Annotated in this window: 25 protein-coding genes; 17 read left to right on the plus strand and 8 right to left on the minus strand. The window is 67.4% G+C overall.

The window, feature by feature from the left end:
* Positions 1 to 7: 7 nt before the first annotated feature.
* Positions 8 to 1,057, minus strand: a complete 1,050-nt coding sequence (locus tag BJY22_RS20560; protein ID WP_167209140.1) for a LacI family DNA-binding transcriptional regulator — start codon at positions 1,055 to 1,057, stop codon at positions 8 to 10.
* 142 nt (positions 1,058 to 1,199) lie between these two features.
* On the opposite strand from BJY22_RS20560, the gene BJY22_RS20565 reads away from it, so the two are divergent.
* The 5 genes from BJY22_RS20565 (at position 1,200) to BJY22_RS20585 (ending at position 6,201) form a co-directional block, all read left to right on the plus strand.
* A complete protein-coding gene (locus tag BJY22_RS20565) occupies positions 1,200 to 2,504 on the plus strand; it encodes an extracellular solute-binding protein (protein WP_167209142.1) in 1,305 nt (434 codons plus the stop codon).
* A 1-nt stretch (position 2,505) separates the two neighbouring features.
* Positions 2,506 to 3,423 (plus strand): carbohydrate ABC transporter permease, encoded by a 918-nt coding sequence (locus BJY22_RS20570; RefSeq protein WP_167209144.1) that lies wholly within the window; start codon positions 2,506 to 2,508, stop codon positions 3,421 to 3,423.
* Positions 3,423 to 4,319 carry a carbohydrate ABC transporter permease gene (locus BJY22_RS20575; protein ID WP_167209146.1) on the plus strand — a complete coding sequence of 299 codons (897 nt, stop codon included), beginning with the start codon at positions 3,423 to 3,425 and terminating at the stop codon, positions 4,317 to 4,319. Before BJY22_RS20570 ends, BJY22_RS20575 begins: the two co-directional genes overlap by 1 nt.
* A gap of 119 nt (positions 4,320 to 4,438) precedes the next feature.
* The gene (locus BJY22_RS20580; RefSeq protein ID WP_337758824.1) at positions 4,439 to 5,410 is read left to right on the plus strand and encodes a zinc-binding dehydrogenase; all 972 of its coding nucleotides are present in this window, start codon (positions 4,439 to 4,441) and stop codon (positions 5,408 to 5,410) included.
* A complete protein-coding gene (locus tag BJY22_RS20585; RefSeq protein WP_167209150.1) occupies positions 5,407 to 6,201 on the plus strand; it encodes a sugar phosphate isomerase/epimerase family protein in 795 nt (264 codons plus the stop codon). The genes BJY22_RS20580 and BJY22_RS20585 overlap by 4 nt, the downstream gene beginning before the upstream one ends.
* A 1-nt stretch (position 6,202) precedes the next feature.
* Here the strand turns inward: BJY22_RS20585 and BJY22_RS20590 are convergent, their stop codons facing one another.
* Positions 6,203 to 7,072 (minus strand): helix-turn-helix transcriptional regulator, encoded by an 870-nt coding sequence (locus tag BJY22_RS20590; protein WP_337758826.1) that lies wholly within the window; start codon positions 7,070 to 7,072, stop codon positions 6,203 to 6,205.
* Between the two features lie 103 nt (positions 7,073 to 7,175).
* Between BJY22_RS20590 and BJY22_RS20595 the strand changes: the two genes are divergently transcribed.
* The 9 genes from BJY22_RS20595 (at position 7,176) to BJY22_RS20635 (ending at position 15,214) form a co-directional block, all read left to right on the plus strand.
* Positions 7,176 to 7,952: a phytanoyl-CoA dioxygenase family protein gene (locus tag BJY22_RS20595; RefSeq protein WP_167209154.1), complete on the plus strand. Its 777-nt coding sequence runs from the start codon at positions 7,176 to 7,178 to the stop codon at positions 7,950 to 7,952.
* 13 nt (positions 7,953 to 7,965) lie between these two features.
* Positions 7,966 to 8,577 carry a GDSL-type esterase/lipase family protein gene (locus BJY22_RS20600; protein ID WP_167209156.1) on the plus strand — a complete coding sequence of 204 codons (612 nt, stop codon included), beginning with the start codon at positions 7,966 to 7,968 and terminating at the stop codon, positions 8,575 to 8,577.
* Entirely contained in the window at positions 8,574 to 9,800 is a 1,227-nt protein-coding gene (locus tag BJY22_RS20605; protein WP_167209157.1) for an MGH1-like glycoside hydrolase domain-containing protein, read from the plus strand. The genes BJY22_RS20600 and BJY22_RS20605 overlap by 4 nt, the downstream gene beginning before the upstream one ends.
* Positions 9,797 to 11,041 carry an ABC transporter substrate-binding protein gene (locus BJY22_RS20610; protein ID WP_167209159.1) on the plus strand — a complete coding sequence of 415 codons (1,245 nt, stop codon included), beginning with the start codon at positions 9,797 to 9,799 and terminating at the stop codon, positions 11,039 to 11,041. Before BJY22_RS20605 ends, BJY22_RS20610 begins: the two co-directional genes overlap by 4 nt.
* Before the next feature lie 4 nt (positions 11,042 to 11,045).
* Positions 11,046 to 11,942, plus strand: a complete 897-nt coding sequence (locus tag BJY22_RS20615) for an ABC transporter permease subunit (protein ID WP_167209161.1) — start codon at positions 11,046 to 11,048, stop codon at positions 11,940 to 11,942.
* Positions 11,939 to 12,772 (plus strand): ABC transporter permease subunit, encoded by an 834-nt coding sequence (locus BJY22_RS20620; RefSeq protein WP_167209164.1) that lies wholly within the window; start codon positions 11,939 to 11,941, stop codon positions 12,770 to 12,772. Before BJY22_RS20615 ends, BJY22_RS20620 begins: the two co-directional genes overlap by 4 nt.
* A gap of 43 nt (positions 12,773 to 12,815) precedes the next feature.
* Positions 12,816 to 14,087 carry an MGH1-like glycoside hydrolase domain-containing protein gene (locus BJY22_RS20625; protein ID WP_167209166.1) on the plus strand — a complete coding sequence of 424 codons (1,272 nt, stop codon included), beginning with the start codon at positions 12,816 to 12,818 and terminating at the stop codon, positions 14,085 to 14,087.
* A gap of 111 nt (positions 14,088 to 14,198) precedes the next feature.
* Positions 14,199 to 14,801, plus strand: coding sequence for a DUF2867 domain-containing protein (locus tag BJY22_RS20630; protein WP_167209168.1), 603 nt, complete (start codon positions 14,199 to 14,201; stop codon positions 14,799 to 14,801).
* Complete coding sequence (locus BJY22_RS20635; RefSeq protein WP_167209170.1) at positions 14,762 to 15,214, plus strand: LIC_13387 family protein; 453 nt, start codon at positions 14,762 to 14,764, stop codon at positions 15,212 to 15,214. The genes BJY22_RS20630 and BJY22_RS20635 overlap by 40 nt, the downstream gene beginning before the upstream one ends.
* Before the next feature lie 164 nt (positions 15,215 to 15,378).
* Here the strand turns inward: BJY22_RS20635 and BJY22_RS20640 are convergent, their stop codons facing one another.
* The 6 genes from BJY22_RS20640 to BJY22_RS20665 all read right to left on the minus strand — a co-directional run bounded on the left by BJY22_RS20640 (position 15,379) and on the right by BJY22_RS20665 (position 21,152).
* Positions 15,379 to 15,954, minus strand: a complete 576-nt coding sequence (locus tag BJY22_RS20640) for a TetR/AcrR family transcriptional regulator (protein WP_167209172.1) — start codon at positions 15,952 to 15,954, stop codon at positions 15,379 to 15,381.
* A gap of 177 nt (positions 15,955 to 16,131) precedes the next feature.
* Entirely contained in the window at positions 16,132 to 16,977 is an 846-nt protein-coding gene (locus BJY22_RS20645; RefSeq protein WP_167209174.1) for an SMP-30/gluconolactonase/LRE family protein, read from the minus strand.
* Positions 16,974 to 17,783, minus strand: coding sequence for an SDR family oxidoreductase (locus tag BJY22_RS20650; RefSeq protein WP_167209176.1), 810 nt, complete (start codon positions 17,781 to 17,783; stop codon positions 16,974 to 16,976). Before BJY22_RS20650 ends, BJY22_RS20645 begins: the two co-directional genes overlap by 4 nt.
* Positions 17,780 to 18,622, minus strand: a complete 843-nt coding sequence (locus BJY22_RS20655) for an amidohydrolase family protein (protein ID WP_167209178.1) — start codon at positions 18,620 to 18,622, stop codon at positions 17,780 to 17,782. The genes BJY22_RS20650 and BJY22_RS20655 overlap by 4 nt, the downstream gene beginning before the upstream one ends.
* Positions 18,619 to 19,806, minus strand: a complete 1,188-nt coding sequence (locus tag BJY22_RS20660; protein ID WP_167209180.1) for a mandelate racemase/muconate lactonizing enzyme family protein — start codon at positions 19,804 to 19,806, stop codon at positions 18,619 to 18,621. The genes BJY22_RS20655 and BJY22_RS20660 overlap by 4 nt, the downstream gene beginning before the upstream one ends.
* Positions 19,807 to 19,808: 2 nt before the next feature.
* Positions 19,809 to 21,152 carry an aspartate aminotransferase family protein gene (locus tag BJY22_RS20665; protein ID WP_202891194.1) on the minus strand — a complete coding sequence of 448 codons (1,344 nt, stop codon included), beginning with the start codon at positions 21,150 to 21,152 and terminating at the stop codon, positions 19,809 to 19,811.
* Between the two features lie 220 nt (positions 21,153 to 21,372).
* Between BJY22_RS20665 and BJY22_RS20670 the strand changes: the two genes are divergently transcribed.
* The 3 genes from BJY22_RS20670 to BJY22_RS20680 all read left to right on the plus strand — a co-directional run bounded on the left by BJY22_RS20670 (position 21,373) and on the right by BJY22_RS20680 (position 26,677).
* Entirely contained in the window at positions 21,373 to 22,194 is an 822-nt protein-coding gene (locus BJY22_RS20670) for an IclR family transcriptional regulator (protein WP_167209182.1), read from the plus strand.
* Positions 22,195 to 22,386: 192 nt separating this feature from the next.
* The gene (locus BJY22_RS20675) at positions 22,387 to 24,489 is read left to right on the plus strand and encodes a peptidase C14 (protein ID WP_167209184.1); all 2,103 of its coding nucleotides are present in this window, start codon (positions 22,387 to 22,389) and stop codon (positions 24,487 to 24,489) included.
* Between the two features lie 19 nt (positions 24,490 to 24,508).
* Positions 24,509 to 26,677 (plus strand): hypothetical protein, encoded by a 2,169-nt coding sequence (locus BJY22_RS20680; RefSeq protein ID WP_202891195.1) that lies wholly within the window; start codon positions 24,509 to 24,511, stop codon positions 26,675 to 26,677.
* Positions 26,678 to 26,720: the final 43 nt, after the last annotated feature.

Genomic DNA, 26,720 nt, shown 5'->3' on the forward strand with positions numbered 1-26,720 from the left:
CACCACGCTACGTGGTAGTCGGTCGGCTCGACTCGCGGATCATGAGTTCGTGGGGGACGGTGTAGACCTCGGCTGGGGCGCGGTTTCCCTGGATTCTGCTGATCAGGGCCTCGAACGCCCGGTCCGCCAGGAGGTCCAGATCCGTTGCGACGCTGCTGAGGCTGGGGGACAGGTAGCGGCCGTCGACGATGTTGTCCCAGCCGATCACCGCCACATCGTCGGGGACTCGGACACGGTGCTCGGTGAAGGTTCGGATGGCGCCGATCGCCAGCAGGTCGCTTGCGCAGACCAGAGCGTCGATCTCGCCGATTCGGGGGAGCAACTGTTCGGCCATCGCGACGCCGGCCTCGCGGCTGTACCGGTCGCATCGGAGCAGCCAGTCGGCACGGCTCTCCAAGCCGAGGGATTCCACCTCGGCGCGGAAGCCTTCCAGCCGCAGCTGGCCGACACTCGCCGGCCGGGCCGGGTTGCCGCCGACGTACGCGATCCGCTGCCGTCCGCCGTCGGCCAGATGCCGTACGACGTCCCGGGCGGACTGTTCGTTGTCGATCGCGACATAGTCCGCGGCGCCTTCGCTCAGATGCTCGCCGAGCAGCACCATCGGAGTGAACCGGCTCATCTCCGCCATCCGCTGCGGGTCCACGGCCAGCGGGCTGTAGATCACCCCGTCGATGTTCTGTCCCGGGTATCCGCCGGCGGCGCGCAGTTCGTGTTGGTCGCTGCGACCGGTCTCGTCGGTGAAGACCGCGTAACCGTGCCGTTCTCCCGCCAGGATCAGCGCGTGCGCCAGCGCGCCGAGGTACGGTTCGTCGATCCGCGGCACGGCCAGCGCCACGATGTTGCTGCGGCCGCTCTGCAGCTGTCGCCCGACGAGGGAAGGCGTGTAGCCCAGTTCGGCGATGGCGGCCTTGACCCGCGCGCGGGTCTCCGCCTTCACGTGGCGCCGCTCGTGGACCACGTTGGTCACCGTCTTCAACGACACCCCGGCCAGTTCCGCGACGTCCTTCAGCCGGGCGGGGCGACCGGGCACGCGGCTCGGGTCGGCGGACGGCGTCATCCTGCTCCTTCGATCGCTGCGGAAAAACCGTAGGACGACATCTTGACAGAGCCTACGAGCGCCGTCAGCATCAACTTCTAACGTTAGAACTTCTAACGTTAGAACTTTCCCGACGCACTGCCGCTGACAAGGAAGTCGCCTCGTGAAGAAGACCGCGTACGTCGCCTCGCTCGTGCTGACCACCGGAGCGCTGCTCGCCACCGCCGCCTGCACCGGAGGCGCCCCGGGCGCCGGGTCCGGGGGCGTCCAGCAGGACGCCGGCGCCCAGCAGGAGATCCGCTACATGATCGGGCAGCCGGAGGACCCGGCGGATCTGGAGCTGATCAAGTCCGACCTGAAGACGTTCGAGTCGAAGAACCCCGGGATCACGGTGAAGCTCGACGTCATCCCTTCCGAGAACGTCAGGACGGTCCTTCAGACGCAACTGCGCTCCGGCCAGGGGCCCGATGTCTTCGGGTACGACACCGGACCGGGTTTCGCCGGCGCGCTCGCCAAGGCAGGGCTCGTGTACGACCTGACCAATGCCTACCGGGAGCGCAACTGGCCGGTCTATGACTTCGCGAAGAAGCGGGTCACCTTCGACGGGAAGATCGTCGGGGTGCCGAGCCAGATCGAGGAGGTCGGCGTCTTCTACAACAAGACCTTGTTCGCGAAGTTCGGGATCGCCCAGCCGAAGAATCTCACCGAGCTGACCGCCGCCGCGGAGAAGCTCAAGCAGAACAACGTCGTCCCGTTCGCGGTGAGCGACAAGGAGGGGTGGCAGGGCGGCCACCTGCTCAGCATGTCGCTGTCCAGCGCCGTCGGGTCCAAGGGCATGGACGACCTGCTCAACGGCCGTACGTCGTGGAACAGCCCGCCGGTTGTGGACTCCCTGGCGGTCTGGAAGGACTGGAACGACAAAGGCCTGCTGACTCCGTCACCGGCCGCGGTCAGCTACGACAACGCGAACGCGCTGTTCTACTCCGGCAAGGCAGCTATGAACCCGACCGGCAGTTGGCTGGCCTTGGACATCGAGCGGAACGCCAAGTTCGAGGTCGGTTTCATCCCGTTCCCGGCCAAGGACGGTGCGGGCATCTTCAGTGGAGGTCTCGGGTCCGGGACCTTTGTGTCCGCCTCGACCACCAAGGCGGAGGCGTCGGTCAAGTTCCTGGACTACCTGATCAGCCCCGAGCACGGCCGCTGGGCCGCGGAGAAGTTGCAGGACATCCCGGCGTACCCGATCGACACGGCGGGGATGAAGGCGTCGCCGTTGTTCAAGCAGGTGCTGGACGACTCGGCCAAGATCGCCGACGGCAGCGGTGACTTCGGGTACAACATCGACGTACTGACCACCGATGTCTTCAACAACGCCATGTGGAAGGGCATCCAGGGCATCCTGAGCGATCAGGCGGAGCCGGCGCAGGTCGCCGCGCAGCTGCAGTCGGCCTACGAGAAGTCGGCCAAATAGGATGCGGGCCGCCAGCAACGTTCCTCCGGTCACCCGCAGGGCTCAGGCGCGGCTCGGCATCGTCCTCGCACTTCCGGTCGCGGTCGTCACAGCGGTGTTCTTTGTCTTCCCGATGGTCAGCGCCCTGTACTACGCGGTGGTCGACTTCGACGGTCTCGATCCGACCCCGCCGTTCGTCGGGCTGAGCAACTTCACCGAGATGTTCACGGACACCGCGACCTGGCACGCGCTGGGCAACAACGCGATCTGGATCGCGATCGGCACCGCCGCACCGATGATCATCGGGCTGCTGACCGCCGTGCTGATCTGGTCCGGCCGTCGTGGCGGGCCGGTCTACCGTGTGCTGTTCTTCCTGCCCTTCATGCTTCCCGGCGTGGCGATCGGCATCGTCTGGGGGTGGATGTACGACCCGGTCAACGGCTGGATCAACCGTGTCCTCGGGGCGGTCGGACTCGGCGGTCTGAGTCGCGGCTGGCTCGGAGATCCGGACACAGCCATCTTCGCCGTACTGGCGACTGCGATCTGGGCGACCTGCGGTTTCGTCACCATGATCATTCTCTCCGCACTGCGCAACGTCGATGTGGAGCTCGTGGATGCCGCGCGGATCGACGGCGCGAACGCCGGCCAGCGGCTGTGGCACGTCCTGCTGCCACAGATCATGCCGGTCTTCCTGATGGTGCTGACCCTCACGCTCGTCGGCGGGTTCAGCGTCTTCGACATCATCTTCATCATGACCGGCGGTGGGCCGGCGGATGCCACGGAGGTGCTCGGAACGTATGCCTACTCGAGCGCCTTCCAGCTCAACCGGATCAGTTACGGCACCGTGCTGGCTCTTCTGATCACGGTCTTGGCCGTGCCGTTCACCATCATGCTGAACCGGCTGCAGCGAAGGCTTTCGCTGCAAGGGATGGGGGCGTGATGGTCGACGTGCCAGTCGCCGCCTCCCGCGGCAGTGAATCGGCCGGCCAGGAGACTGTGCGTGGGCGCGATGTCCGCCGATCCGGCGGGTTGCTGGCTCGCCATCTGGTGCTGATCGCGATGGCGGCGCTGACGCTGTTCCCGGTGCTGCTGATCGTCTCGACGGCGCTCAAGACCCCGCAGGACGTCCGCAGCAATCCGTTCGGACTTTTCACCTCGTTCTCGCTGGAGAACTTGCAGTCGGCCTGGACGGTGGGGCGCTTCAGCAGCTATTTGCTCGACAGCCTGCTGCTGAGCGTCCCCAGTACGGCCGTCGTCATCGTGATCTCGACGATGGCGGGCTATACGTTCGCCCGGTTGCCGTTTCCCGGGCGTACGGTCGTCTTCTATCTCGTCGTACTCGGCCTGCTGGTGCCCTTCTTCACCTACATGATTCCGCTGTACTTCCAGCTGCGGTCGATGGGGCTGCTGGACAGTCTGGTCGGCGCCAATCTGGTGCTGATCTCGACCAACCTGTCGTTCGGGACGTTCTTCATGCGGGCGTTCTTCTCCGATCTCCCCGACGAGCTCGAGCAGGCTGCGCGCATCGACGGCGCCTCCGAGAGCCGCATCTTCGCCCAGGTGATGATGCCGTTGGTGAGCTCGGGTGCCGCCGCGCTGACGGTCTTCACGTTCCTGAGCAACTGGAACAACTTCCTGGTGCCTTTGCTCTACCTGCCGAGCGGGAAATACCGGCCGTTGACGGCGGGGCTGTACAACTTCACCGGCGGTCGCTCGATGGACATCGGACCGCTGGCCGCCGGCACCTTGATCACCATCGTCCCGGTGATCGTGATCTTCGTGATCCTGCAACGACAAGTCACCCAGGGCTTCATCTCCGGTGCCGTCAAAGGCTGACCGCGCCGACAACCACGCCTCGAAGGAGACACCCCCTTATGTCATCCCTGGTCAGATTCAGCTCACCTCGTGTCGCCGAGGTCGTTCCCGATACCGACCCCGTCCCTCAGCCGGATCAGGTGCTGATTCGCACCTTGTACTCCGGGATCTCCGCGGGTACCGAACTGACTGCCTACCGCGGCAGCAACCCCTACCTGAACAAGCGATGGGACGAGTCTTCCCGTCTCTTCGTCGACGGCGACACCTCGATCAGCTACCCCGTCGACGGCTGGGGCTACGAGGAGGTCGGTGAGGTCGTCTCGCTCGGTGCCGCCGCTGAAGGCGTCAAGGTCGGCGACGTGGTCTGGGGGACCTGGGGGCATCGCAGTCACACGGTCAAGAAGGCCGACTGGGCCGCTCAGCGGATCTTGGACCCGGCCGTGGATCCGCGGATCGGCATCTTCAGCCAGATCGGAGGGATCGCTCTGAATCTGGTGCTGGACGCCGACATCCACGTCGGCGAGACGGTGGTCGTCTTCGGCCTCGGCGTCCCGGGCCAACTGGCTGCGCAGCTGGCCCGGCTGAACGGCGGCCGGGTGATCGCCGTCGACGGGTTGGCGGCCCGCCGCGAGCTCGCGCTGGAACTCGGCGCCGATTGTGCCCTCGATCCCGCGGACGGCGGGGTGGCAGAGCGGATCCGTGATCTCACGGACGGCCGCGGTGCCGATGTCTGCCTCGAGGTGTCGGGCAGCTACCAGGCCCTGCACGAGGCGATTCGGTCGGTCGCCTATGGCTCGCGGGTCTGTGTGGCCGGGTTCATGCAAGGCGAAGGTGCCGGACTGCGGTTGGGCGAGGAGTTCCATCACAACCGCGTGGCGCTCATCTGCTCGCAGATCTCGGGCGTCGCGCCGGCGTTGCAGCATCGGTGGGACTACGACCGGCTGGCGAGGACTGCGATCCAGCTCGCCTCGGCGAAGCGGCTCAACGTGACCGCCCTGATCACCCACACCGTGCCAGTGGCCCGCGCCGCAGAGGCATTCCGGATGCTCGACGAGCGGCCGCACGAGGCGCTTCAGGTCGTTCTCAGCTTCGACGAGGAGGTAACGGCATGACCTTCCGGCTTGCGGCCGCCGAGCTGACGCTGCCCGGCGAGACGTTGGAGGACAAGTTCGCCTTCGTGCGGACGATGGGGTTCGACGGTATCGAGCTGTCGGCCCGCGGGGACGGCATTTTCGGCGCGCGGATCGACGAACTGCGCCGAGCGCGGGACGCCGGCGTGGTGATGCCGACCGCCGTCGTTCACATGGATCACTTCATCGGAGACTTCGATGCCGAGCGGCGCAGGGATGCGATCGAGCAGCTCAAGATCCACCTGAGCACGATCGCGGCCGCGGGCGGCACCGGCATCGTCTCGCCGCACGCGTTCGGGCTGTTCTCCCGCCGGCTGCCGCCGTTCGAGCCGCCTCGATCGGTCGAGGACTCCCGGGCCGCGTTGGTCGAGGCGTTGCGCGAGGTCGGCGAGCACGCCGAGTCCGTCGGCGCGAAGGTCTACCTGGAACCGCTGAACCGGTTCGAGGACTTCGTGATCAATGAGTTGGCCGACGCCGTCTCTGTCGTCGAGGAGGTCGCGTCCACCGGCGTCATGATCACCGCGGACACCTTCCACATGTCGATCGAGGAGGCCCGGATCGGTGAGTCGATCAAGAGGGCCGGCCCGCTGATCGGTCACGTCCAGCTGGGCGACAGCAACCGGCTCGAGCCCGGCGCCGGCCACTACGACTGGCCAGAGACCTTGGATGCCCTGGAAGCGATCGGTTACCAGGGCTGGCTGGCGATGGAATGCGGCCTCAGCGGTCCAGTCGACCAAGTCCTACCCAAGGTCGCCAAGCTGCTGTCCCGCTGATCTACGAGTCGGCTGCCGAGGAGACGCCGCTGCCGACTGGTCGTTGTCCGGATACGGTCGAGGCCATGCGGTAGTGGCGGGGGGTTGCCTTGAAGCGTTCGTTGAACAGCCGGTAGAAGTGGCTGAGTGACGGGATGCCGCACTCTGAGGCCACGGAGGCGATCGGACGATCTGTCATTCGGAGCAAGGCCGCGGCGCGGTTCAGCCGAAGCTGGTTGATCATCGCTGTCGCGGTCTGACCGGTGCTTGCCTGGATGACTCGGTTGACGTGCTCCCTGCTGCGGCCGGCGAGCTCGGCCAGACCTGCCACCCCCTCGGCGAGGGCGATCGGGTCGTCGGCCAGGCGGGTGATTGCCTCGGTCAACCACACCGGCAGGCCGTCACCGGTCTGGCGGCCGACCAGATCGCACAGTAGCTCGAGCAGGAACCGTTCGAGCTGCAGACGGCCGGCGGGGCCGGAGACCAGAACGGATGTCATTTCGGTCAGCCGTTGCAGGCGAACGCTGTCGAGCCGGTGCGTGACCGGGAGGCCGCCGGCCGACCACGCCCAGTCCTTGGGGCCGAAGTACCGCGCCTCGAGCGCCCTCAGCGTCTCGCTCGGGAACGACACGCTCACCTGGGCGAACGAGCGTCCGGGGACGGGCCGGAACAGGTGGACGTCGTCGGCCCGGATGAACGCGACGTCGCCCGCCTCGAGCAGTCGGCGTGTGCCGTTCACCACGTGCAGGAGCGCGCCGTACTCGATCCAGGTGAGTTCGGCGAAGTCGTCGTGCGTATGCAGCCGGCCGACGAACTTCACGGTCTCCGTCCTCCGGCCGACGTAGTAGGTCTCACCGGCCGCGACATAGTCCTCGAGCCGCAGCACGGTCACGTCAGTGTCACTGGAGAGCAATTTTCGGTCCTTCTGCAGGAAGAAGCATCACATTCGAGCATATAGCGTCGACGGCAGAACCCACCGCCGGAAGGAGGCCACGATGCAGGCGACCCGCGATGTCACCCGGCAATACGCGGAAGACGGCTATGTGGTCGTCCCGGACGTGATCGACCCGGACCTCGTCGGTACGGCGAACGCGCACGTCGACTGGCTGCTGGCCAGGCACCCCGAACTGACGCCGGAACAACTGGGGCATCGGCTCTCTCGCGACGATCCGTTCTGGATCCAGCTCGTCTCCGACCAGCGCCTGCTCGACATCGCCCAGCTGTTCGTCGGCCCGGACATCGCCTTGTTCGCCACGCACTACCTGTGCAAACCACCGAGGACCGGCAAGGGCGTCGAATGGCACCAGGACGGAGCGTTCTGGCCACTCGAGCCGATGAACGTCGTCACGCTCTGGCTCGCGCTCACCGACTCCGAACCGGCGAACGGCTGCCTTCGCGTCCTGCCGGGATCGCACCGGTCGTCGCTGTCGGAGATGAGGCAGACGGATCCCGGCAGCGTGCTCCGCCGCCGGATCGATGCCGACGTCGACGAGGCCGCCGCCGTGGACCTGGTGATGCGACCGGGGGACGTCGAGGTGCACCATCCGAACATCGTGCACAGCTCGATGCCGAATCGTTCGGACCGCTGGCGACGAGCCCTGACGATCCGGTACATCCCCACCAGTACACGCATCACCAGGCCGGACGAGGCCTCGCCGTTCCTCCTGCGCGGCGAAGCGGTCCCAGGTCTCAATGCGTACCTGGAGCCGCCGCCCTTTCGCGCGGGTGACCATTTTCCGTTCCGAGCCGACGAGGTGGACGGACCGTGCTGACATCGAGGTGCTGGTGAGCCACCGTGTGTTGGGTGCCTACGGGCACTCCTGGGTGTTCGGGACCGGAGCGCGACAGCACAGCGAAGGGTTCGCGGGGCTGGCCGCGCGGCAGCTCGGGCTTCGCCTCAACAACCATGCAGCGAGCGGCAGCCTCAGTACCGAGACTGCGCGCCTCGTCATGGCGCAGACTCCTGAGCCCGCCGACATGTTCGTGCTCATGACCGGCTTCAACGACGCGCGGCTGTACGGCACCGCCCCGGAGGGCCGTCGCCAGTACGAGGACTCCCTGGAGATCCTGCTCCGCGCGCTGCACAAGGCTGATCCGCAAGCGGTGATGCTCGCGATCGAGCAGCCCCACATCGAGGACTACTCGGGCCACCCGCCGTACGACCGGGCGACGGACGCGATCGTCGACCAGTACAACGCGATCCTGCGCGCCGTCGTCGCACCCTTCCACTTCGCCCGCACAGTGGTCGTCGATGGTTGGGACAGCGCCACGATGCTTGCCGACGACAACGTTCATCCGAACGACAGCGGGCATGCGGAACTGGCGCGAGCACTGGTTCGGGCGGTGCACGACACCGGACACCAAGCCGCACGGCCGAGGAAGGACGACGTTCGATGACGGACACCGACGCGACGCTGGACCACCAGGTCCGGCAGTTGCTCGAGAGTCACTGGGACGAGGCCCGCGGGTACTGCGTCCCGAATCCCACCACGTATCCGCATCTGTGGCTGTGGGATTCCTGCTTCCACGCGATCATCTGGGCGCACCTCGGTGACGAGCGCGCTCTGCGCGAGCTCGACGCCACCTTGGCCGGCCAGCTGCCCAACGGTCTCGTTCCGCACATGCGGTACGGCGGCAGGCGCGCGGACTCGTGGTTGGGTCCACTCGAGACGACCTCGTCGCTCACCCAGCCGCCGATGTTCGGCCACGCGGCCAGGGTTCTGAGCCGGCACGGGTTCGAGCCGTCGGAGCAGACGCTCGACCGCGCCAAGCGTGGGCTCGACTGGCTGTGGCGGACCCGCAGGACCGACGACGGCCTGATCTACGTCGTCCACCCGTGGGAAGCCGGCAACGATCACAGCCCGCGCTGGGACGACTTCGGTGCGCCCGGACGGACGCCGGACAGCTACAGCCGCCCGGCCAGGACGGCCTGGAACAAGGCACGGGTCCACGACGTCACCTTCGACGACGACGGTGGCGCGCAATGGTCGTCGACCTTCGTCGTCTGCCCGGCTGCCTTCAACGCGTACGTCGCTTTCAACCTGAAGGAACTGGCCGAGTTGCAGGACGACCAGGAGCTGGCCGCCCGTGCCGAGCAGTTGAGCGAAGCGATCGACACCCACCTGTGGGACGAGGACGAGCAGCTCTGGTCCGATCTTCCGGTCGTCGGGGGAGGCGCCTCCGCGAGAGTGCCAACGAGCGACGGCGTCATGCCGGCACTGGTCACTCAGGATCGGAGCAGGGCTCTCGCGTCGCTGCGCCAGCTCGACGATCCGCACCGGTTCGGAGCGCCGTACGGTCCGGCGAACGTTGCCCGTAGCCACCCGTCGTACGACCCCCAGACCTACTGGCGTGGACCCGCCTGGCCGCCGCTGAACTACCTGTTCTGGCTGGCGGCGCGGCGGTGGGACCTGGCCGGGGCCGCGCACACGCTGGCCTCGCGCTCGGTCGACGGCTCGCTGCACAGCGGCTGGGCCGAGTACTGGAACCCCGAGAACGGAGCCGGTCTCGGCGCCGCACCGCAGACCTGGACCGGACTCGTGATCGCCCTGCGTGACCCGATGACAATTGCCCAAGGCATCGGTCGCGTGTCCCCGAGCGAAGGAGTGTCGAAGAAATGAAAGCCCGGAAGATCATCGCGGGGACCGGAGCCGTGCTGGCCACGGCTCTGGTCGCCACCGCTTGCGGCGGCTCGTCGAACGACGGTGGCGCGACCACCGGCGAGCTCGCCTTCGCGCACAACAAGCCCTGGGACTTCGACTCCTTCTCGAAGGTTTCGAAGCAGGACATCGACATCAGCCTGAAGAGCACGCAGTACTCCGGTGATCCGTACCGGGCCTTCATCCGGCAGTCCTTCCGGACCAAGGAGAGCCCGGGGCTGTTCACCTGGGAGGTCAGCACGGCACTCGACGAGCTCGCGGAGCAAGGCGTCATCGCGGAGACGACGGACCTGTGGACCGATGCGGTCGACAAGGGCTACGTGACCGATGCGGTGCGTCAGCTGTACACGGTGGACGGCAAGCAGTACTGCACGCCGATCAGCGTCGACAACTGGGTGATGTTCTACAACAAGTCGGTGTTCAAGAAGTACAACCTCAGCGTCCCGACGACGTGGGACCAGCTGATGACGGTCGCGGCCACCCTCAAGCAGCGCGGGGTGACGCCGTTCTGGAACCAGACGAAGAACTTCTCCTTCGTCTGGTTCCAGACGCTGCTCGCGGGCACTGATCTGCAGCTGTACAACGACCTGTCCACCGGCAAGGCGAAGTACACCGATCCGCGGGTGGTTGCGGTGATGAACAGCTGGCTCGACCTGCAGAAGAAGGGGTACTTCAACGACCCCGGCCAGACCGACTTCGCCCGCGACCTGATGCGCGAGGGGAAGATCGCGATGGCGCCGGAAGGCACCTGGTTCACCGCCGACGCCGCACTGGCCGGCATGACCATGGGCAAGGACGTCGACATGTTCGTCATCCCGGCGGTGAAGCCGGGCGCGGCCACGCCGATCGCGATCGAGACCGCACCGGTGTGCGTCGGCGAGAGCTCCAAGCAGAAGAGCCTGGGGCTGAAGTTCTCCCAGTGGTGGATGTCCCCGGAGGGGCAGGACCCGTGGGTCAAGCAGCAGGGCAACCTGCCGTTCAACTCCGACGCCGAGGCTCCGACGCCGGAGACGAAGGCCCTGAAGAACAAGCTTGCCTCCGGCAAATATGAGTACTACAACAGGTACTTCGAGGCGACGCCGGTGCCGATCCGGACCGTCGCGTTGGAGCAGTTCAGCGCGTTCCTGACCAACCGAGGCAACCCGATGACTTACCTGACGGCGATCCAGACCGCGGCCGACGAGTACTGGGCCGGGCGATAGCAGCGTGGGACGGTCCGGCGCGACCTCGTACCAGAGCCAGGCTCGGGGCTTCCTCCTCCCGAGCCTCGCTCTGGTGCTTCTGGTCTTCTATCTTCCGGTTCTCTATACCTTCTATCTCAGCTTCACCGAGTACAACGGCCTCGGCACCCCGGAGTTCGTCGGTCTCGACAACTTCGCCGCCATGTTCGCGGACTCCGCGTTCCTCGACGCTGTCAAGAACACGACGATCTGGGTGGTCGGCACGCTGGTCCTCCCGGTCGGGCTCGGCCTGCTGGTCGCCGTACTGGCCTACGGGTTCAGGGGCAGCGGCTGGCTTCGCCTGCCGTTCCTGATTCCCTACGCGCTGTCCGGCGCGGCCGTCGGCGTCATCTGGAGCTTCATGCTGGGGTCGGACGGCGCGCTCACCCAGGCGCTGCGATTCCTCAGCCTGCCGGGCGCGGAGTTGCGCTGGCTCCAGGACTCCCCGCTGAACACCGTCGTCATGGTGATCGCCGCCTCGTGGCAAGGCGTCGGCGTCAACGCCCTGCTGTTCACCGTCGGCCTGCAGTCGATCCCGAAGGAACCACTGGAGGCCGCCAGGATCGACGGTGCGACCGGATGGCGCCTGTTCAGCAACATCACGTGGCCCCTGCTGCGGCCGTCGACCACCGTGGTCGTCGGATTGTCGATCGTGAACGGTCTGAAGACCTTCGACATCGTCCAGGCGATGACCCAGGGCGGGCCGGCGCGTTCCTCCGAGACGCTGGCCCTGACCATGTACCGCGACACCTTCGTGAACAGTGAGTACGGCCTGGGCTCGGCAGTGGCCATCTTCCTCAGCGTCGTGACGGTCGGCGCCTCGATCATCTACCTGCGCAGGCAGCTGAGCCTCAGCAGCAGCAGCCTAGGAGGTGGCAAGTGACGCCATCAAGGACCGGGATCGCCATCCGTGTGACCGTACTGGCCTTGCTGGGCGCTCTGTGGCTCGTCCCGGTGTATCTGCTGTTGGCCAACGCCGGCAAGACGGTCCAGAACTACTCCGGCTCCACCTTGTGGCAACCCGGCTCGCTGGGAGATCTGTGGCGCAACCTCAGCCAGGTCGCGACGGAGACCGACATTCCCCGCGCGCTGGCGAACACGGCCGTCTACAGCGTGGTGGCTCCGGCGATCGCCGTCATCCTGGGAGCGACGGTCGGCTTCGCCGTGATCGTTCTCAAGCTGCGCCGCGGATTCCTGTGGTTCTTCGTGATCTACTGCGGGTCGGTGTTTCCCCTGCAGATGCTGGTGATTCCCCTGTTCGACAGCTACTCCCGGCTGGGGCTCTACGACTCGCTGACAGGCATGGTGCTGATCTACTCGATCGTGTGCCTGCCGTTCTCGGCGTTCGTGATGCGCAACTTCTTCGCCGGGATCGCCGAGTCGGTCTTCGAGGCGGCCGTTGTCGACGGTGCGAAGACCCTGCGCATCTTCACCAGGATCTATCTGCCGATGTCGTCCAGCGCGCTGGCCGTCGTCTTCATCCTGCAGGCGACGTGGGTGTGGAACGATCTCCTGCTGGGGCTCATCCTGACGCAGAGCGACACCACCCGCCCGGTCATGCCGGTCCTCACCGGCCTGCAGTCGACGGAAGGCGGCGGCGCCAGCTACACCGTGGTTCTGGCGGCCGCGATCCTCGTCTCGCTGCCGACCGCCCTGATGTTCCTGGTGTCCCAGCGCTACTTCGCCAAGGGGCTCGCGCTCGGCCAATACTGACGTACGGCAGATCCCATCCGCCGTCTCCACCTCGAGGAAACCGATGAGAGACCAGGCAGCCAAGGTGCTGGACCAGAACTGGACCGGCCGGTCGACGGTGCCGTCACGATCGCTCTACCCGCACCAGTGGAGCTGGGACTCGGCGTTCATCGCCATCGGACTGCGACACGTGTCGATCAGCCGCGCCCAGACCGAACTGGAGTGGCTCCTGCAGGCCCAGTGGCCTGACGGTCGCATCCCGCATATCGCGTTCTCCCCGAGTGTCCCGCGTGACGCGTACTTCCCGGGTCCGGACTTCTGGCGGGCCCAGTTGTCCAACGGCACGGAGACCTCGGGGATCGTCCAGCCGCCGATCCATGCCCTGGCCGCATGGCTCACGCACGAGGCCGACCCAGCGGAGTCGGCTCGTCGGGGATTCCTCCAGCGGGTCTATCCGGGTCTGGTGGCGTGGCACGGCTACTTGCGCGACCGCCGTACGATCGGCGCCGCTGGACTGGTCGCGATCGTTCACCCGTGGGAGTCCGGTATGGACAACAGTCCGGCCTGGGACTCGCCACTCGCGCGGGTCACACCCGCGCCCGCCGGTTCGTTCACCCGGCGTGATACCGACCACGCGGCGGGCGCCGACCGTCCCACCGACCTGGACTACGGCCGGTACGTGCAGCTTGCAGCCACCTATCGCGACAACGGGTACGACGACCGGGAGACCCCGCACGCCTTCGCTGTCGAGGACCCCTGCTTCAACGCGCTGCTGATCTGCTCCGAACACGCGCTCGCAGATATCGCCGTGGTGCTCGGCCACGACCCTGAGCCCCACCGCCGGTACGCCGCCGAACTCACCGATGCGCTGGTCAGCCGGCTGTTCGTGGCCGGCATGTTCCGGTCTCTCGACCTGCTTGCCGGCGAGCTGATCCCCGCCGACACCGTGGCCGGTCTCATCCCGCTCACGATCCCCGGGCTGCCCGTGGCCGACGCACTCCTGGCGACCGCCCTCGGCCCACGCTTCCGGCTCGGTGAGACACGGCTCGTGCCCAGCTACGACCTGACCGCCGACGACTTCGACGCCGGTCGCTACTGGCGAGGACCCAGCTGGTTCAACACCGCCTGGCTGATCCACCGTGGGCTCGTCCAGCTCGGTCAGACGGCTTACGCCGACGCCCTCCGGGCCGATCTGCTGACCTTGGCTGAAGCGACCGACTTCGCCGAGTACGTCGACCCACTCACCGGCAGCGCACACGGCGCCCGCTCCTTCAGTTGGACCGCCGCCCTCGCCCTCGACCTCGCCCAAAGTACGAGGCCTTGCGGCCGCAGATGACTCAGGACCTACGGTCTGCGGCGGGCATCACAACGGCTTCATCTATACGTCCGCGTATAGATGAAGCTACGCTCCCATCTATACGCAGTCGTATGGATGGGGTGGATGCAGATGAGAATTCCGAAGTCGGAGCACCTGGCGCGGCCCTGGCGGATCCATGAGATCACTCAGGACTTCACCCTCGAGGATGTCTGGGCGTTGCCTGCGGCGGGCGGACCGGACGACCTCCGGCTCTTCGTCGCGGATGTCACCGGCTCGACCGACCCGTCGGCGAACTGGGCGTGGCCGGCCCGGATGCTCTGGGCGATCCGCTGGAAGCTCGGCGAGCTGTTCGGGTGGGACAACCCGGAGCATGGTCTGAAGGCGAGGGTGCCCACCTTGCGCGACCGGCTGCCGGACGACCTGCGCAGCGGCCCTTCCGGTCCCGAGTTCGTCGGGCTGCCGTTCTCGCCGCTTTACCAGTTGCAGGACGAATGGGCGGCCGAGATGGCCAACCGCACCGTGCACGGGGTGATGCACATCGGCTGGGTGCCGGACGGAGAGGGCCGGTACCACGCCGAGATGGCTGTGCTGGTGCGGCCGAACGGGTTCTTCGGCCGGCTGTACATGTCCGGGATCGCGCCGTTCCGCTACTGGATCGTCTATCCGCAACTCATGCGCGCGATGGAACGCGAATGGCACGCAGTCGAGGGTCGCGTCCGGGCCGTGCGGTGAGCGGCGGCCTGCTTGCGGCCGCGGCGACCGTCGTGGGAGTGCTCGGTGCCGGGCATCTGGTCTTGCTCTACGCGAGTCCGACGCTGAGTCCTGACGACGACCTGGCCAAGCGTCTTGCGGTGTCCGTGGTGCCGCTGTCCGATGCGACCAACGTGTTGCGGTTGTGGGTCGGCTTCAACGTCAGTCATTCTCTCGGCGCGCTGGTCTTCGCGCTGACGTTCGGCTATCTCGCCCTGGCGCACGACGAGCTGTTGTTCGATTCGCCGTACCTGCTCGTGATCGGTGCGGCGTACCTGCTGACGATGCTGCTTACCAGCGTGCGCTACTGGTTCAACGTGCCGAGCATCGGTCTTGCGCTCTCAACCGTTCTCTACCTCGCCGGTGCCGTGCTGGGCGCGACCGGCTTGGCGTGAACGGCGCGGACAGATGATCCGCATTGTGGTGCCAGGCGTTCTCACGCTCATTCTCGTGGTGATCGGGGATGCCGCCCGGGGCCGTCCGGCTCGGCGCTGCGCAAGAGGCCGAGCCTCTGGGTGCGTGTGTCGGTTGACCTCGGCACGCTTGGCTTCTGGTTTGGCTACTTCGGCGAGTGGTTGTGTGGACGGTCGAGGATGAGATCCGCGGCCCGCGCGAGGACTTCGGCCCTGGAGCGGCCGCCGTGCTCCACGGCGAGAAAGTGCTCACCGATCGCTACGCAGAAGGCGATCAGGCTGCGCGCCTCGACCTCGTCGGGGTCCGGGCAGAAGGTGCCGATCATCTCGCGCAGGAGCTCCATGCGCCGGTTGTCGACCCGGCGCAGACGCGCCGCGACGCCTGCGTCACGTCGGGCCCAGTCGCGGATCGCCAGGTCGATCGGAAGCAGACGGTCGTTCGAGAAGGTGCGCATCCCGGCGCGGTGGATCTTGGTCTTCGGGTCGCCGCCCTCGGACTCGATGCTCTCGATCACGTCGTCGATACTCTCGCGCTCCCACGTGTCCAGCATCGCCTGCAGCAGCGCATCGCGATCGGCGAAGAACCCGTAGAAGCCGCCCTTGGTCACCCCGAGCCGCTTCGCCAGCGCCTCGACGCGCACCGCGTCAGGTCCGCCGGTGGCCAACGTCCGCAGGCCCTCCTCAACCCATCGATCACGCGGCGTGCGCGTCGGAGCTGCCATTCCTGAGCTGTCCTCCCTCTCCGTCTGTACGGCACCGCATTGCCGTATATACATACGCTACCGTATAAAACGAATGGAGAACGCCGCGCCAGACCACCCAGCAGCGCGACTCTGCGCACGAACTCGTCGAATGCCGGCCTGTGCGGCGGAGTACCACCGGGATCTTGGATATCTTCGTCAGCCGCCGAAGGGGCTGGTGGGATGGCCGGGGACGGCGGGGGTGAGGATTTCGAGGAGGGCGCCGTTGAGGTCGGGTGGGGCGGCGTTCAGGCCCTGGCGGGCGGATGTTACGAACAGTCGGTCCCATGCGGGGCCGCCGAAGGTGCACGACGAGGGTTGTTCGACTGGGAGGTCGACGGTGGTCAGTGCTTGGCCGGACGGGCTGTAGCGGACGAGCTTGTGGCCGCCCCAGATCGCTACCCACAGGCAGCCCTCGGCGTCGACGCACAGTCCGTCCGGCATGCCCTCGGCAGTGTCGAACTGATGCAGGACCTGCCGGTCGTGCGGGTCAAGACCGTCAGCGCCGAAGGCGAAAGAGTAGAGCCGGTACTGCAAGGTGTCGACGAGGTACATCCGAAGTCCGTCCGGGCTCCAGCCGAGACCGTTCGGCAGTGTGAGACCGGTGAGCGCGACGGTTGACGTTCGGTCTGGCATGAGCACATGCAGGGCGCCACGCCCGGGCGTGAAGTCGCGGGCGGTGCTGCCGGCCCAGAACCGGCCGTACGGGTCGACCTTGGCGTCGTTCATCCGTTCGCTCGGACCGAGCACACGCAAGGTCGTTGTACAGGAGTCGAAAGCGAAGCCCTCGGCGACGGCGGCGACCAGACCGCCGCTGGCCGCGGGTGCGACCGCCCCAACCATCGTCGGCAGCGTCACGGTTGTTGTCTCGCCGGTCTCGATCGACGTGGTGAGCACCTGGCCGGCCGTGATGTTCACCCAATGCAGTACGCCGGCGCGCTCGTCCCAGACCGGTCCTTCGCCGAGCTCGGCCGCCGCATCGACCAGAACCCTGACGCTGGTCACAGGCTGGAGCGGTACGGCGGGAGGAAGCGGAGCCGTGGTAGCTGGTCGGCCAGCGCGCCGCCGTCGACGAGCAGCGTGGTGCCGGTGACGTAGCGGCCGGCGTCGGAGGCGAGGTAGACGACGGCGCCGACGCAGTCCTCTGGTCTCCCGAAGCCACCGCGTAGCGGGATCCGGGCCCGCCACGCCTCGAACAGGCCGGCGAGGTCCACGTCGAAGTCGTCGGCGATCGGCGTCTCGATCATCCCCGGCGCGACGGCGTTGCAGGTGATGCCGTGCGGGCCGAGCTCGGCGGCCAGTGATTTGGTGATCAGTTCGAGGGCGGCCTTCGAGGCGTTGTAGTGGGCCAGCCCGGCCTCGGCGACCAGGCCGTTCTTCGACGAGATGTTGACGATCCGGCCCTCGATGCCGTCGGCAATCATGTGCTCGGCGACGCGTTGGGCCAGGAAGAAGGGGGCCTCGGCGTTGACGGCCATGACCTCGCGCCAGCCTGCCGGGGTGATCTCGTTGAACTGCTCCAGCCGTGCGACGCCCGCGTTGTTGACCAGGACGTGGATCGGACCGGCCTCGCGCCGGATCGTGTCGACCAGGGGAGCCAGCTCCGGCGTCTCGGCGAGGTCGGCGACATAGCTGCGGCATCTGCGGCCGAGCGAGATCACGGCCGCCGCGGTCTCGGCGGGTTCGGTGCGGTCGACCAGCACCAGGTCGGCACCCGCCTCGGCGAGCCCGGTCGCGAACGCGGCTCCGAGGCCGCGGGCGGCGCCGGTGACGACGACGGTCCGCCCGGACAGTGAGAACGAAGCGCTCACGTCAACCCCAGCAGCGGCAACGCGTCACGGTGAATGAGCGCTTCGACCTGGTCGGCGTCCAACGGATCGAGGCCCGGGATTCCTGGTACGGCGGCGACCCGGCGCAGGCCCTCGATCGAGGCGTCCACTGTCGTGAACGGGAAGTCGGAGCCGAACAGCAGTTTGTCCCACACCCCGTAGTCCTGGACGAGCCGCAGTGAGTGCCACAGCTGGAACGGGCGGTAGTGCAGGGCGGACACGTCGGCGTACACGTGCCGATGTTTGCGGATCACCGCGATGCACTCGCCCTCGAACGGGTGGCTGAGGTGCGCGAGCACGATCCGTAGGTCGGGATGCCGGATCGCCACTTCGTCGATGTGCACCGGCATCGCCCAGCGCAGTGGCGCCTTCGACACGAAGGTCGTCCCGGTGTGGATCAGCAGCGGCAGGTTGTGGGATTCGGCGTAGGAATAGAGGTCGTCGTACGCCGGGTCGGCCGGGTCGAAGCCGGCGTACATCGGCATCAGCTTGATCCCGCGCAGCCCGAGCTCCTGGTGGCCGTGCCGGAGCTCGTCCCGCCAGCCAGGGTGGGTCGGATCGAGGGACAGGTAGCCGATCAGCTGGTCCGGGTGTTCGGCGACGTACGCCGCCACCTCGTCGTCCTCGACCCAGACACCGCTGCGCCGTGCTTTGCCGCCGACGACGATCGTCCGGGTCCCGTCCGGTGCGGTGGCCGCGTAGTCGGCGTACTTGACCGTCAGATCGACAGGTCCGCCGTGTGCCCGCGAGACCTCGCCGCGGAACGGGTCGCCGATGTCGTCGGGACAGGTGAACAGATGTGAGTGAACGTCGACGATCATGTGCGGTTCCGCTTCTCCCAGCCGTCAGCGAACATGTTCCAGAAGCGGTGGCTCGGTGGGTGCTCGGCGAACACCTCGTCGGCCAGCTCGACTCCGATACCCGGTGCCGTGGGCAACGGCACGGACCCGTCGACCACCGGCAGTACGCCGGGTAGCGCGTCGAAGACGTAATCCTCGACCATGCCGTCGAAGGTCTCCAGGATCTTCAGGTTGGTGAGGCCGGCCACGGCATGCACCGAGGCGGTGGTGCACAACGGTGAGTTCGAGTTGTGCGGAGCGACGGACATCGCGTGGAGATCGGCGATGGCGGCGATCTTGCGTAGCTCGGTGAAGCCGCCGGCCATCGAGAGGTCCGGCTGGACGATGTCGACGGCGCCGGTGGCGAACAGTTGCTTGAACTCGTACCGGTTGTGGAAGTGCTCGCCGCCGGAGATCGGCATCGAGGCCCGGGCACGCAGCTCGGCGTACCGCTCGATGTGCGTCCAGGGGAGGGGCTCCTCGAACCAGGCGAGGTCGAACGGTCGCAGGTCGTCGACCAGTCGGGCGGCGGTGGCGAAGTTGAAGCGGGCGTGCCCCTCGACCATGAGGTCGACGTCGTCGCCGACGGCGTCGCGGACCGCGGCGACGATGTCGAGCGAACGGATCCGCTCGGCGCGGGACAACTCGCCGAGGCCTGCGCCGAACGGGTCGAACTTGAGCGCGGTGTAACCGCGGCCGACGACGTCCTTGGCCCGCTCCGCGAACGCGTCGGGCTTCCGGTCGCCGGTGTACCAGCCGTTCGCGTAGACCGGCACCCGGTCGCGGCACGCGCCACCGGTCAGTCGGTACGCCGGAACGCCGAGCGCCTTGCCCATCAGGTCGTACAGCGCCTGGTCGACACCGGACACCACGATGCCGCCGATGTCACCGCCGCGGAGAAAGTCGCCTTGGTACATCCGCAGCCAGATCTCCTCGACGTCGAACGGGTCGGCGCCGAGCAGGTGGCGTTCGGCCATCGCCTCGGTGAGCAGGCAGGTCTCACGGGAACGGTACGGGTGGGTGATCTCGCCGACGCCGGACAGACCCTCGTCGGTGTGCACCCGCACGTAGGAGAAGTCTCGCCAGGCGGTGCCGAGGGTGAGCGTCTCCACCCGGGAGATGCGTCCTGCCGGCCCCACCGGACGATCGTGATCCACGGTCAACATGGTCAGGACGCACCTCCCATGGTCGAAGTCCCGGCGAGCTCGCGCTCGCCGCCTAGGGTCAGCGTGTCACGAACGGCCGCGCGGGTGGCGGTCAACAGTTCGTCGACGTCGGAGTCGGTGTGCGCGTACGACACGTGGCTGCGCTTGAGGTTGAGCGGCAGTTCGAAGACCCCGTGCTCGAGCAGCCTCCGGCGGTAGCCGATGAAGAACGAGGCGTCGTTGCGGAGCAGGTCGGCGTACGTCGTCGGCTCCGGCCCGTCCATGAAGTAGCTGACGAACACCGAGCCGTAACCGTGGGCGACCGCGGGCACGCCGAGCTCGGCGAAGATCTCCGCGAGACCGGTCCGGATGGCGGCGCCGAGCCGGAAGACATGGTCGTGCACCGGCTCGGTCTGCAGTTTGCGCAGCGTGGCGTGCGCGGCGGCGACGACCGAGGGATGACCGTTGTACGTCCCGGCGAAGAACGCGGGCGCGCCGGGCGTCGTACTGAACAGCTCCATCAGGTCCGCGCGGCCGCCGAGGGCGCCCACCGGGTAGCCGTTGGCGATCGCCTTGCCCATCGCGGTCAGGTCCGGGGTGACGCCGCTGATCGCCTGCCAGCCACCGAGCGCGTGCCGGAAGCCGGTGATCACCTCGTCGAAGATCAGCACGCTGCCGGCCTTCGAGGTCTCGTCGCGTAGCGACTGCAGGAACCCGGGTTCCGGCAGCAGGCAGCCGACGTTGTGTGGCACCGGCTCGAGGATCACCGCGGCGATGTCGTCACCGTGGTCCGCGAAGGCCTGCCGAACGGCGGTGACGTCGTTGAAGGGCAGCACGAGCGTCGCGTCCAGCACCTCGGGCAGGATCCCCGCGGAGATCGGGTCCCGGGTCCCGACCTTGTCGGGCGCGGAGATGACGTTGAGGCTGACGGAATCGTGCCAGCCGTGGTAGCAGCCCTGGAACTTCACCACCAGCCGGCGGCCGGTCGCGGCCCGAGCGACCCGGAGCGCATGGAAGGTCGCCTCGCTGCCGGTCGAGGTGAGCAGAACCTTCTCGACGCTCGGCACCAGCCGGACGATCTCCTCGGCCAGTTCCACCTCGCCCTCGGTCACGCCGACGCCGGTGAGATCGATCCGGCGGCCGGCGTCGGCGACCGCGGCCGCCACGTCGGGGTCGTTGTGGCCGAGCAGCGGCGGGCCGAAGGCCGCGTGGTAGTCGGTGTACGTCCGGCCCTGCGCGTCGGTGAATCGCGCTCCCTCGGTGGCGGCGACGACCAGGTCGGTGAGGCCGGGGATCAGTCGCTGGCCTGAGTTGACGCCGCCGGGGATCACTTGGGCGGCGCGCTGCGAGAGGGACATCGGGCGCATGTGGGGTCTCCAGAGTCTGACGGCGTACGACGACGCTGCCGTGGGGTTCCGCTGCGGCCCAGCCCGGCCGCAGTGAGCGATATGAAAGCTCCGCCTAGAGCATTTTCCGAACACTGTTCGGTAGAACCGAACGAACGTGGCAACGACTGTAGGGTCGGAATTCCTGGGATGTCAACGGATTGCTGCACATCGGAGGGGAGTTGTTCTAGAGTGTTCGGCTATGACGAACAATGATCCGGATTCGCCGGAGAACTCGCGCTACTGGGTGCGCAGCGTTGCCAGGGCTGCCGAGCTGCTCGAGGTGCTGTCCGGTGCGCCGGCTCGGCGGGGGATGTCGGTGACCGAGCTGGCCACGGCGCTCGGGCTCAGCAAGAGTTCGGCGTTCTCGACCTTGCAGACGCTGTCGCACTTCGGCCTGGTCGCCGACGACGGCGAGGGCATGAACCGCCGCTACCGGCTGGGGATGACGCTGGCCCGGCTGGGCTCCCGGGCGCGTGACCAGCTCAGCCTGGTGGACGTCGCGCGGCCGCACCTGACGAGATTGACCGCGGAGGTCGGGTTCAGCTCGCGCCTGGCGGTGCCGGACAGCGATCAGGCGGTGGTCGTGGACCAGGTCGCCACGGCCGAGGGCGTGCAGATCGAGCTCCGGATGGGTTTCCGCGAGCTCCCGCACTGCACCGGCCTGGGCAAGGCGCTGCTGTCGACGATGGACGACGCGGCCGTGTCGGCGCTGATCGCCCGCACCGGTCTGCCGCGGCGTACGACCAAGACGATCACCGACGAGGCAGCGCTGCGTGCACACCTGGACGACATCCGCGGTCTCGGCTATGCGGTCGACGACGAGGAGGACGCCGAAGGCGTGTTCTGCATCGGCGCGCCCCTGTTCGGCGCGGGTAACACCTGCGTCGGGGCGATTTCGATCACTGGTCTGAAGCTGGGGCAGCCGTCCTGGCGGTACGCCGAACTCGGTCGCGTCGTCCGCGACACCGCGGCCCGGATCTCGGTCGGTCTCGGGTACGCCGCCGACCACGAATCCCGCTGATTGCTTGACCGCGCCAGGCGATGAGCCTACGGTGATGCCCACTCGTACCGGCGGACCCTGACCCCAGCCCGGGTCTCGGACCAGCCGCCGGACCTCCGCCTTCAGCCTCGCTCGGATCCCGGGCGCCGGCCGCTGTTCGCACCGCACACGGACGACCATCTGTCGATTCGTCCGAAGGCTGAGGTGCACGGCATGACTCGCACCCGTTTGTTGGCATCAACTGCGTCCGCAGTGCCGGTCCGCAGCGTCCCCACGGTGGGACAGTTGCTGGCGGCACCTGTCGCCGCCGTACCCGCGGGCACTCTGGTCAAGGTGCTCGGCTACCACACCGCCGGTGACGGCGGTGGGATGACGGTCCGCTGGGATCCGCGCGCCACGGCGCCGGGCAACTGCGGAACAGTCCTCGACCCGGGTTCTGCTGTCGGCCGATGGCTGCAACTGCACGACGGTGTCGGTGACTTCCGCCGATTCGGTCTGTTCGGCACCGCCGAGGCGGCCGACGATGCGCTGGACGCGATGGTGAACGATCCGGCGATCCGTCGCATCGAGGCGCATACCGATCTCCGCTTCGCCCGCCGGCACACGTACTTCCGCAGTGAGCTCGAGCTCGACTTCGGCGGCCATACCGTCGTGACCAAAGGGATCGAGCGGAACACCCACGACAACCCGTTCGGTGCCGTGCTGTACTTCCGCGGCAACCGCGCAGAGACGTCGGCCACGGTCACGCTCGCGGCCCCGCTGGCCGAACTCAGCGATGTCTTCGAGGTGCCCGACTCCGCTGCGTTCGGTGTCGGCACCTGGTGGGCAGTCGAGAGCGACGTCGTGCCCGGCGGCGGCCGGTACGAGCGTGAGCTTCAGAAGCTGTTGCAGGTCACCGAGATCGTGGACGCCACCCATGTGCGGTTCAACTACCAGAACGGCTGGGCATTCGCGGCCGGCCGGAAACTCACCTACACAAAGGTTGAGCCGGTCACGCAGGTGCACGTCCGCAACATGGTCTTCATCGGTGCGGACGCCGGGGTGAAGGATCCGTACGTCGACGGCAGCGGCGCCCCGGACGAGTTCGAGTACACCGGTTCACACCCGATCGCCTTCGAGTACGCCGTTCGCTGCGACGTGTCCGGTATCCACGCCACCGGCACCTGGTGGCCGGTGATCATGCGCCGTTGGTGCACGCACTTCCGCACCACCCAGTGCTCGCTGAAGAATCCGCCGACGGTCTTCTACGGCGGCGCCGGTTATCTCACCCAGCAGATCTACTGTCTCTACGGGCACATCGCCGACTGCCTGTCGTCCAACGCACGTCACCTGAACGACCTGACCGCGTCGGCGCACTGCTTGGTGGAGAACTGTCACGGAGACGGCGACGACACCGGCGGCAACCCGTTCACCACCCACGGCCAGTACGAACACGACCTCACGTTCGTCGGCAACAGCGGGCTGCTGGACATCGCCAACTCCGGCTCGCTGTGGGGTACGTCGGCCAAACGGATCACGATCCGCAAACACCGGATGTCGTGGTTCGTGGCGCTGACGAAGATCACCGACCTGACCCTCGAGGACGTCCACGTCACGGCTCGCTCGACGTTCGATCCCGGCGGCACGTTCCAGGTCAACGCCGACGGCCTGCAGCTCAGGGGTTGTACGGGCGTGACGCTCAACATCGGCCGTCGTTCGGGACGATCGAGCCGGCCGAACCTAGTCAGCGACTGCAGCTTCGCGGCACCGCCCGGTACGACGATCGGTCAGACGCCGATCGACGTACCGCTGACTTTCCGGCGCTGCACCTTCAGTGGTGCGGACGGCTGGGTCTTCAACTCGTCCGGCCCTGTGCACTTCGAGGATTGCATTGTCCGTGGCACAGCCGGGGCCCCGATCACGTTCAAGAACTCCGACGTCGTCATCACCGGGGGACGCTGGACCGATGTGGGTCTCCAGCTCACCGCAGTCCGTGACCAGCGACTGCACGTGGGCGGTGGTGCCCTCTTCAAGGGGACCAACCAGGCGAAGGCGCTACTGTCCCGCCAGGGCGGACCTGGCACCGTGACCTGGGAACTCAACAGCTACACGTCCGTAGCGTCCGCCGGTGACACGGCACATCTCCTGATCGATGCCGGAGGCAACCGCTTCCGATGCACCGGGGCGACCTTCGACGGTGGCCGCATCGCGTTCGCGGCAGCCGCCTTCGCGGATTCGTCGTACGCGCTCCACAGCCGCAACGTCGAGACCGCGGTCACCCGCGACGTCCCGGCCGGCTCCGACCGGCTGTCCGTCGGCGACAACCTGACTTTCTGATCACGTAAGGAGAACCGTCATGTCCGGAAAGGGATCCCTGGCGCGCAGGTCCGTGCTCCTCGCCGCCGGCGCCGGGGGACTGGCTGTGGCCGGCCCGGGCGCGCTGGCCACGGCCTCCGCCGACGAGGGCGACCGACTCGTCCCGGCCTTCAGCGTGCCGACCGTCGCTGACCTGGTCGCTCTGCGCACCGCGGGGCTGGCCCCGGGGACTGCCGTCCAAGTCCTCGGCTACCGATCGCCCGGTGACGGAGGCGGCCAACTGGTGCGGTGGGATCCGGCGAGCCAGGTGCCGGTCAACGGTGGCACCGTGCTGAAGCCGACCGCAGGTGGCGGCCGGTGGCTCGCCGTCCACGACGGCGTCGCCGACTTCCGCAGGTTCGGAATCTTCGGCGCGGAGACCACCGCGGACGACGCGCTGGTCGCGATGGTGAACGATCCGGCGATCCACCGCATCGAAGCGCACACCGATCTGCAGTTCGCGAAGCGGCACGTCTTCCACCGGTCACACCTCGACCTCGACTTCGGCGGCCACACCGTGGTCACCGACGCGATCGAGCCGACCGGCCCGGACGAGCCGTTCGCCGCGGTGATGTTCTTCCAGGGTGTGTTGGCGGGCACGGTCGTGACCCGCGCTCTGGCCGACCCGACGCCGGAGTTGCGTGACGTGTTCGACGTCGGCGACTCGGCGAAGTTCGAGGTCGGTTCGTGGTGGACCGCGGTCTCGGACCAGGCCACCTGGGACGCGCCGAAGCCCGGCCGGGACCAGCGCGAGCTGCAGAAGTTCGTCCAGGTCACAGAGATCGTCGATGGTTCGCACATCCGGGTGAACTACCTCAACGGCTGGAATCTCGCGGCCGGCCGAGTGGTCACCTGGACCAAGGTCGAACCGGTCCAGCACGTCAATGTCCGCAATCTCGTCTTCCGCGGCAAGAAGGTGGCCCCCAACGAGCCCGCGCTCGGGTCCCACCCCTTCGCGTTCGAGTTCGCCGTCCATTGCAACGCCAGCAACATCCACGGTACGGCGACGTTCTGGCCGCTGGTGATGCGGCGTTACAACACCCACTACCGGACCGAGCAGTGCACCCTGACCAACCCGAGCAGCGTCACGTGGGGTGGCGCCGGGTACCTGACCCAGCAGATCTACTGCCTGTACGGTCACGTGTCCGACTGTCATGTGTCGAACACCCGGCACCTCAACGACTTCACCGGGTCGGCGTACTGCTACGTCACCAACTGCCACGGCGACGGTGACGACCAAGGCCCGTTCGTGACCCACGGGCAGTACGAACACGACCTGGTGTACACCGGCAACTCGGGCCTGATGACGTTCGCGAACTCGGGCGCGACCTGGGGCGGCCGGGCGAAGCGGATCACGGTCCGCAAGCACATCTGCTCCTGGTTCGTGGCCCGCGTGAAGATCACCGACCTCACCCTCGAGGACGTCCGGGTGATCGGCAAACCCGGGTTGGCCGGCTCAGGGATGCTGTGGGTCAACGCCGATGGCGTGCAACTGCGTGGCTGCCAGGCGAGCGACACATTGATCATCTCCCAGGCCACCGCTGACTCGACGCGGCCGAATGTGATCGAGGGCTGCACCTTCGCGTTCACGACCGCCGCGACCGACATCGTCCAGGCATCAGTGACCACACCGGTGCATTTCGACCGGACGACCCTGCTGAATCTCGACGGTCACCGGTTGAGCGGCACCGGCTCGATCACGTTCACCGGCTGCAACCTGCGGGGTTCCTCGGCGAGCGCGGCACCGGTCGCAGTCGCGGCCACAGGTCTGGCGGTGCGATCCGGCGAGACGATGAACACCGGGTTCGCGCTGCGTGGCACGACCGATCAGCGGGTCGACCTCGGATCCGGCGCCCGGCTGGGCGGATCGAACTCCGCGAAGGCGTTGCTGTCCCGCACCGGAGACACCGGCACGGTTCGGTGGGAGCTCGGTGACTACACCAGCGCGGCCGCCGACGCCGCGACGGCGCACCTGGCCTTGTCCGGCGGCACGAACACATATCGCGCCGTGGGCGCCCGGTTCACCGGCGGCCGGCTGCTGCTCGCCGCGGCGGCCTTCGGCGGTTCGTCGTACCTGCAGCACACAGCCTGCGTCGAGGAAGGCGTCGAGCGGACCGAGCTGCCACCGGACGGCCCTCGGGTCAGCACCGCCGGGAACCTCACGATCTGAGCTGGAGACACCGCAGTGGTCAACATTCCTACGAAAGAAGGTC

This window comes from Kribbella shirazensis, from assembly GCF_011761605.1.
Classification (GTDB): domain Bacteria; phylum Actinomycetota; class Actinomycetes; order Propionibacteriales; family Kribbellaceae; genus Kribbella; species Kribbella shirazensis.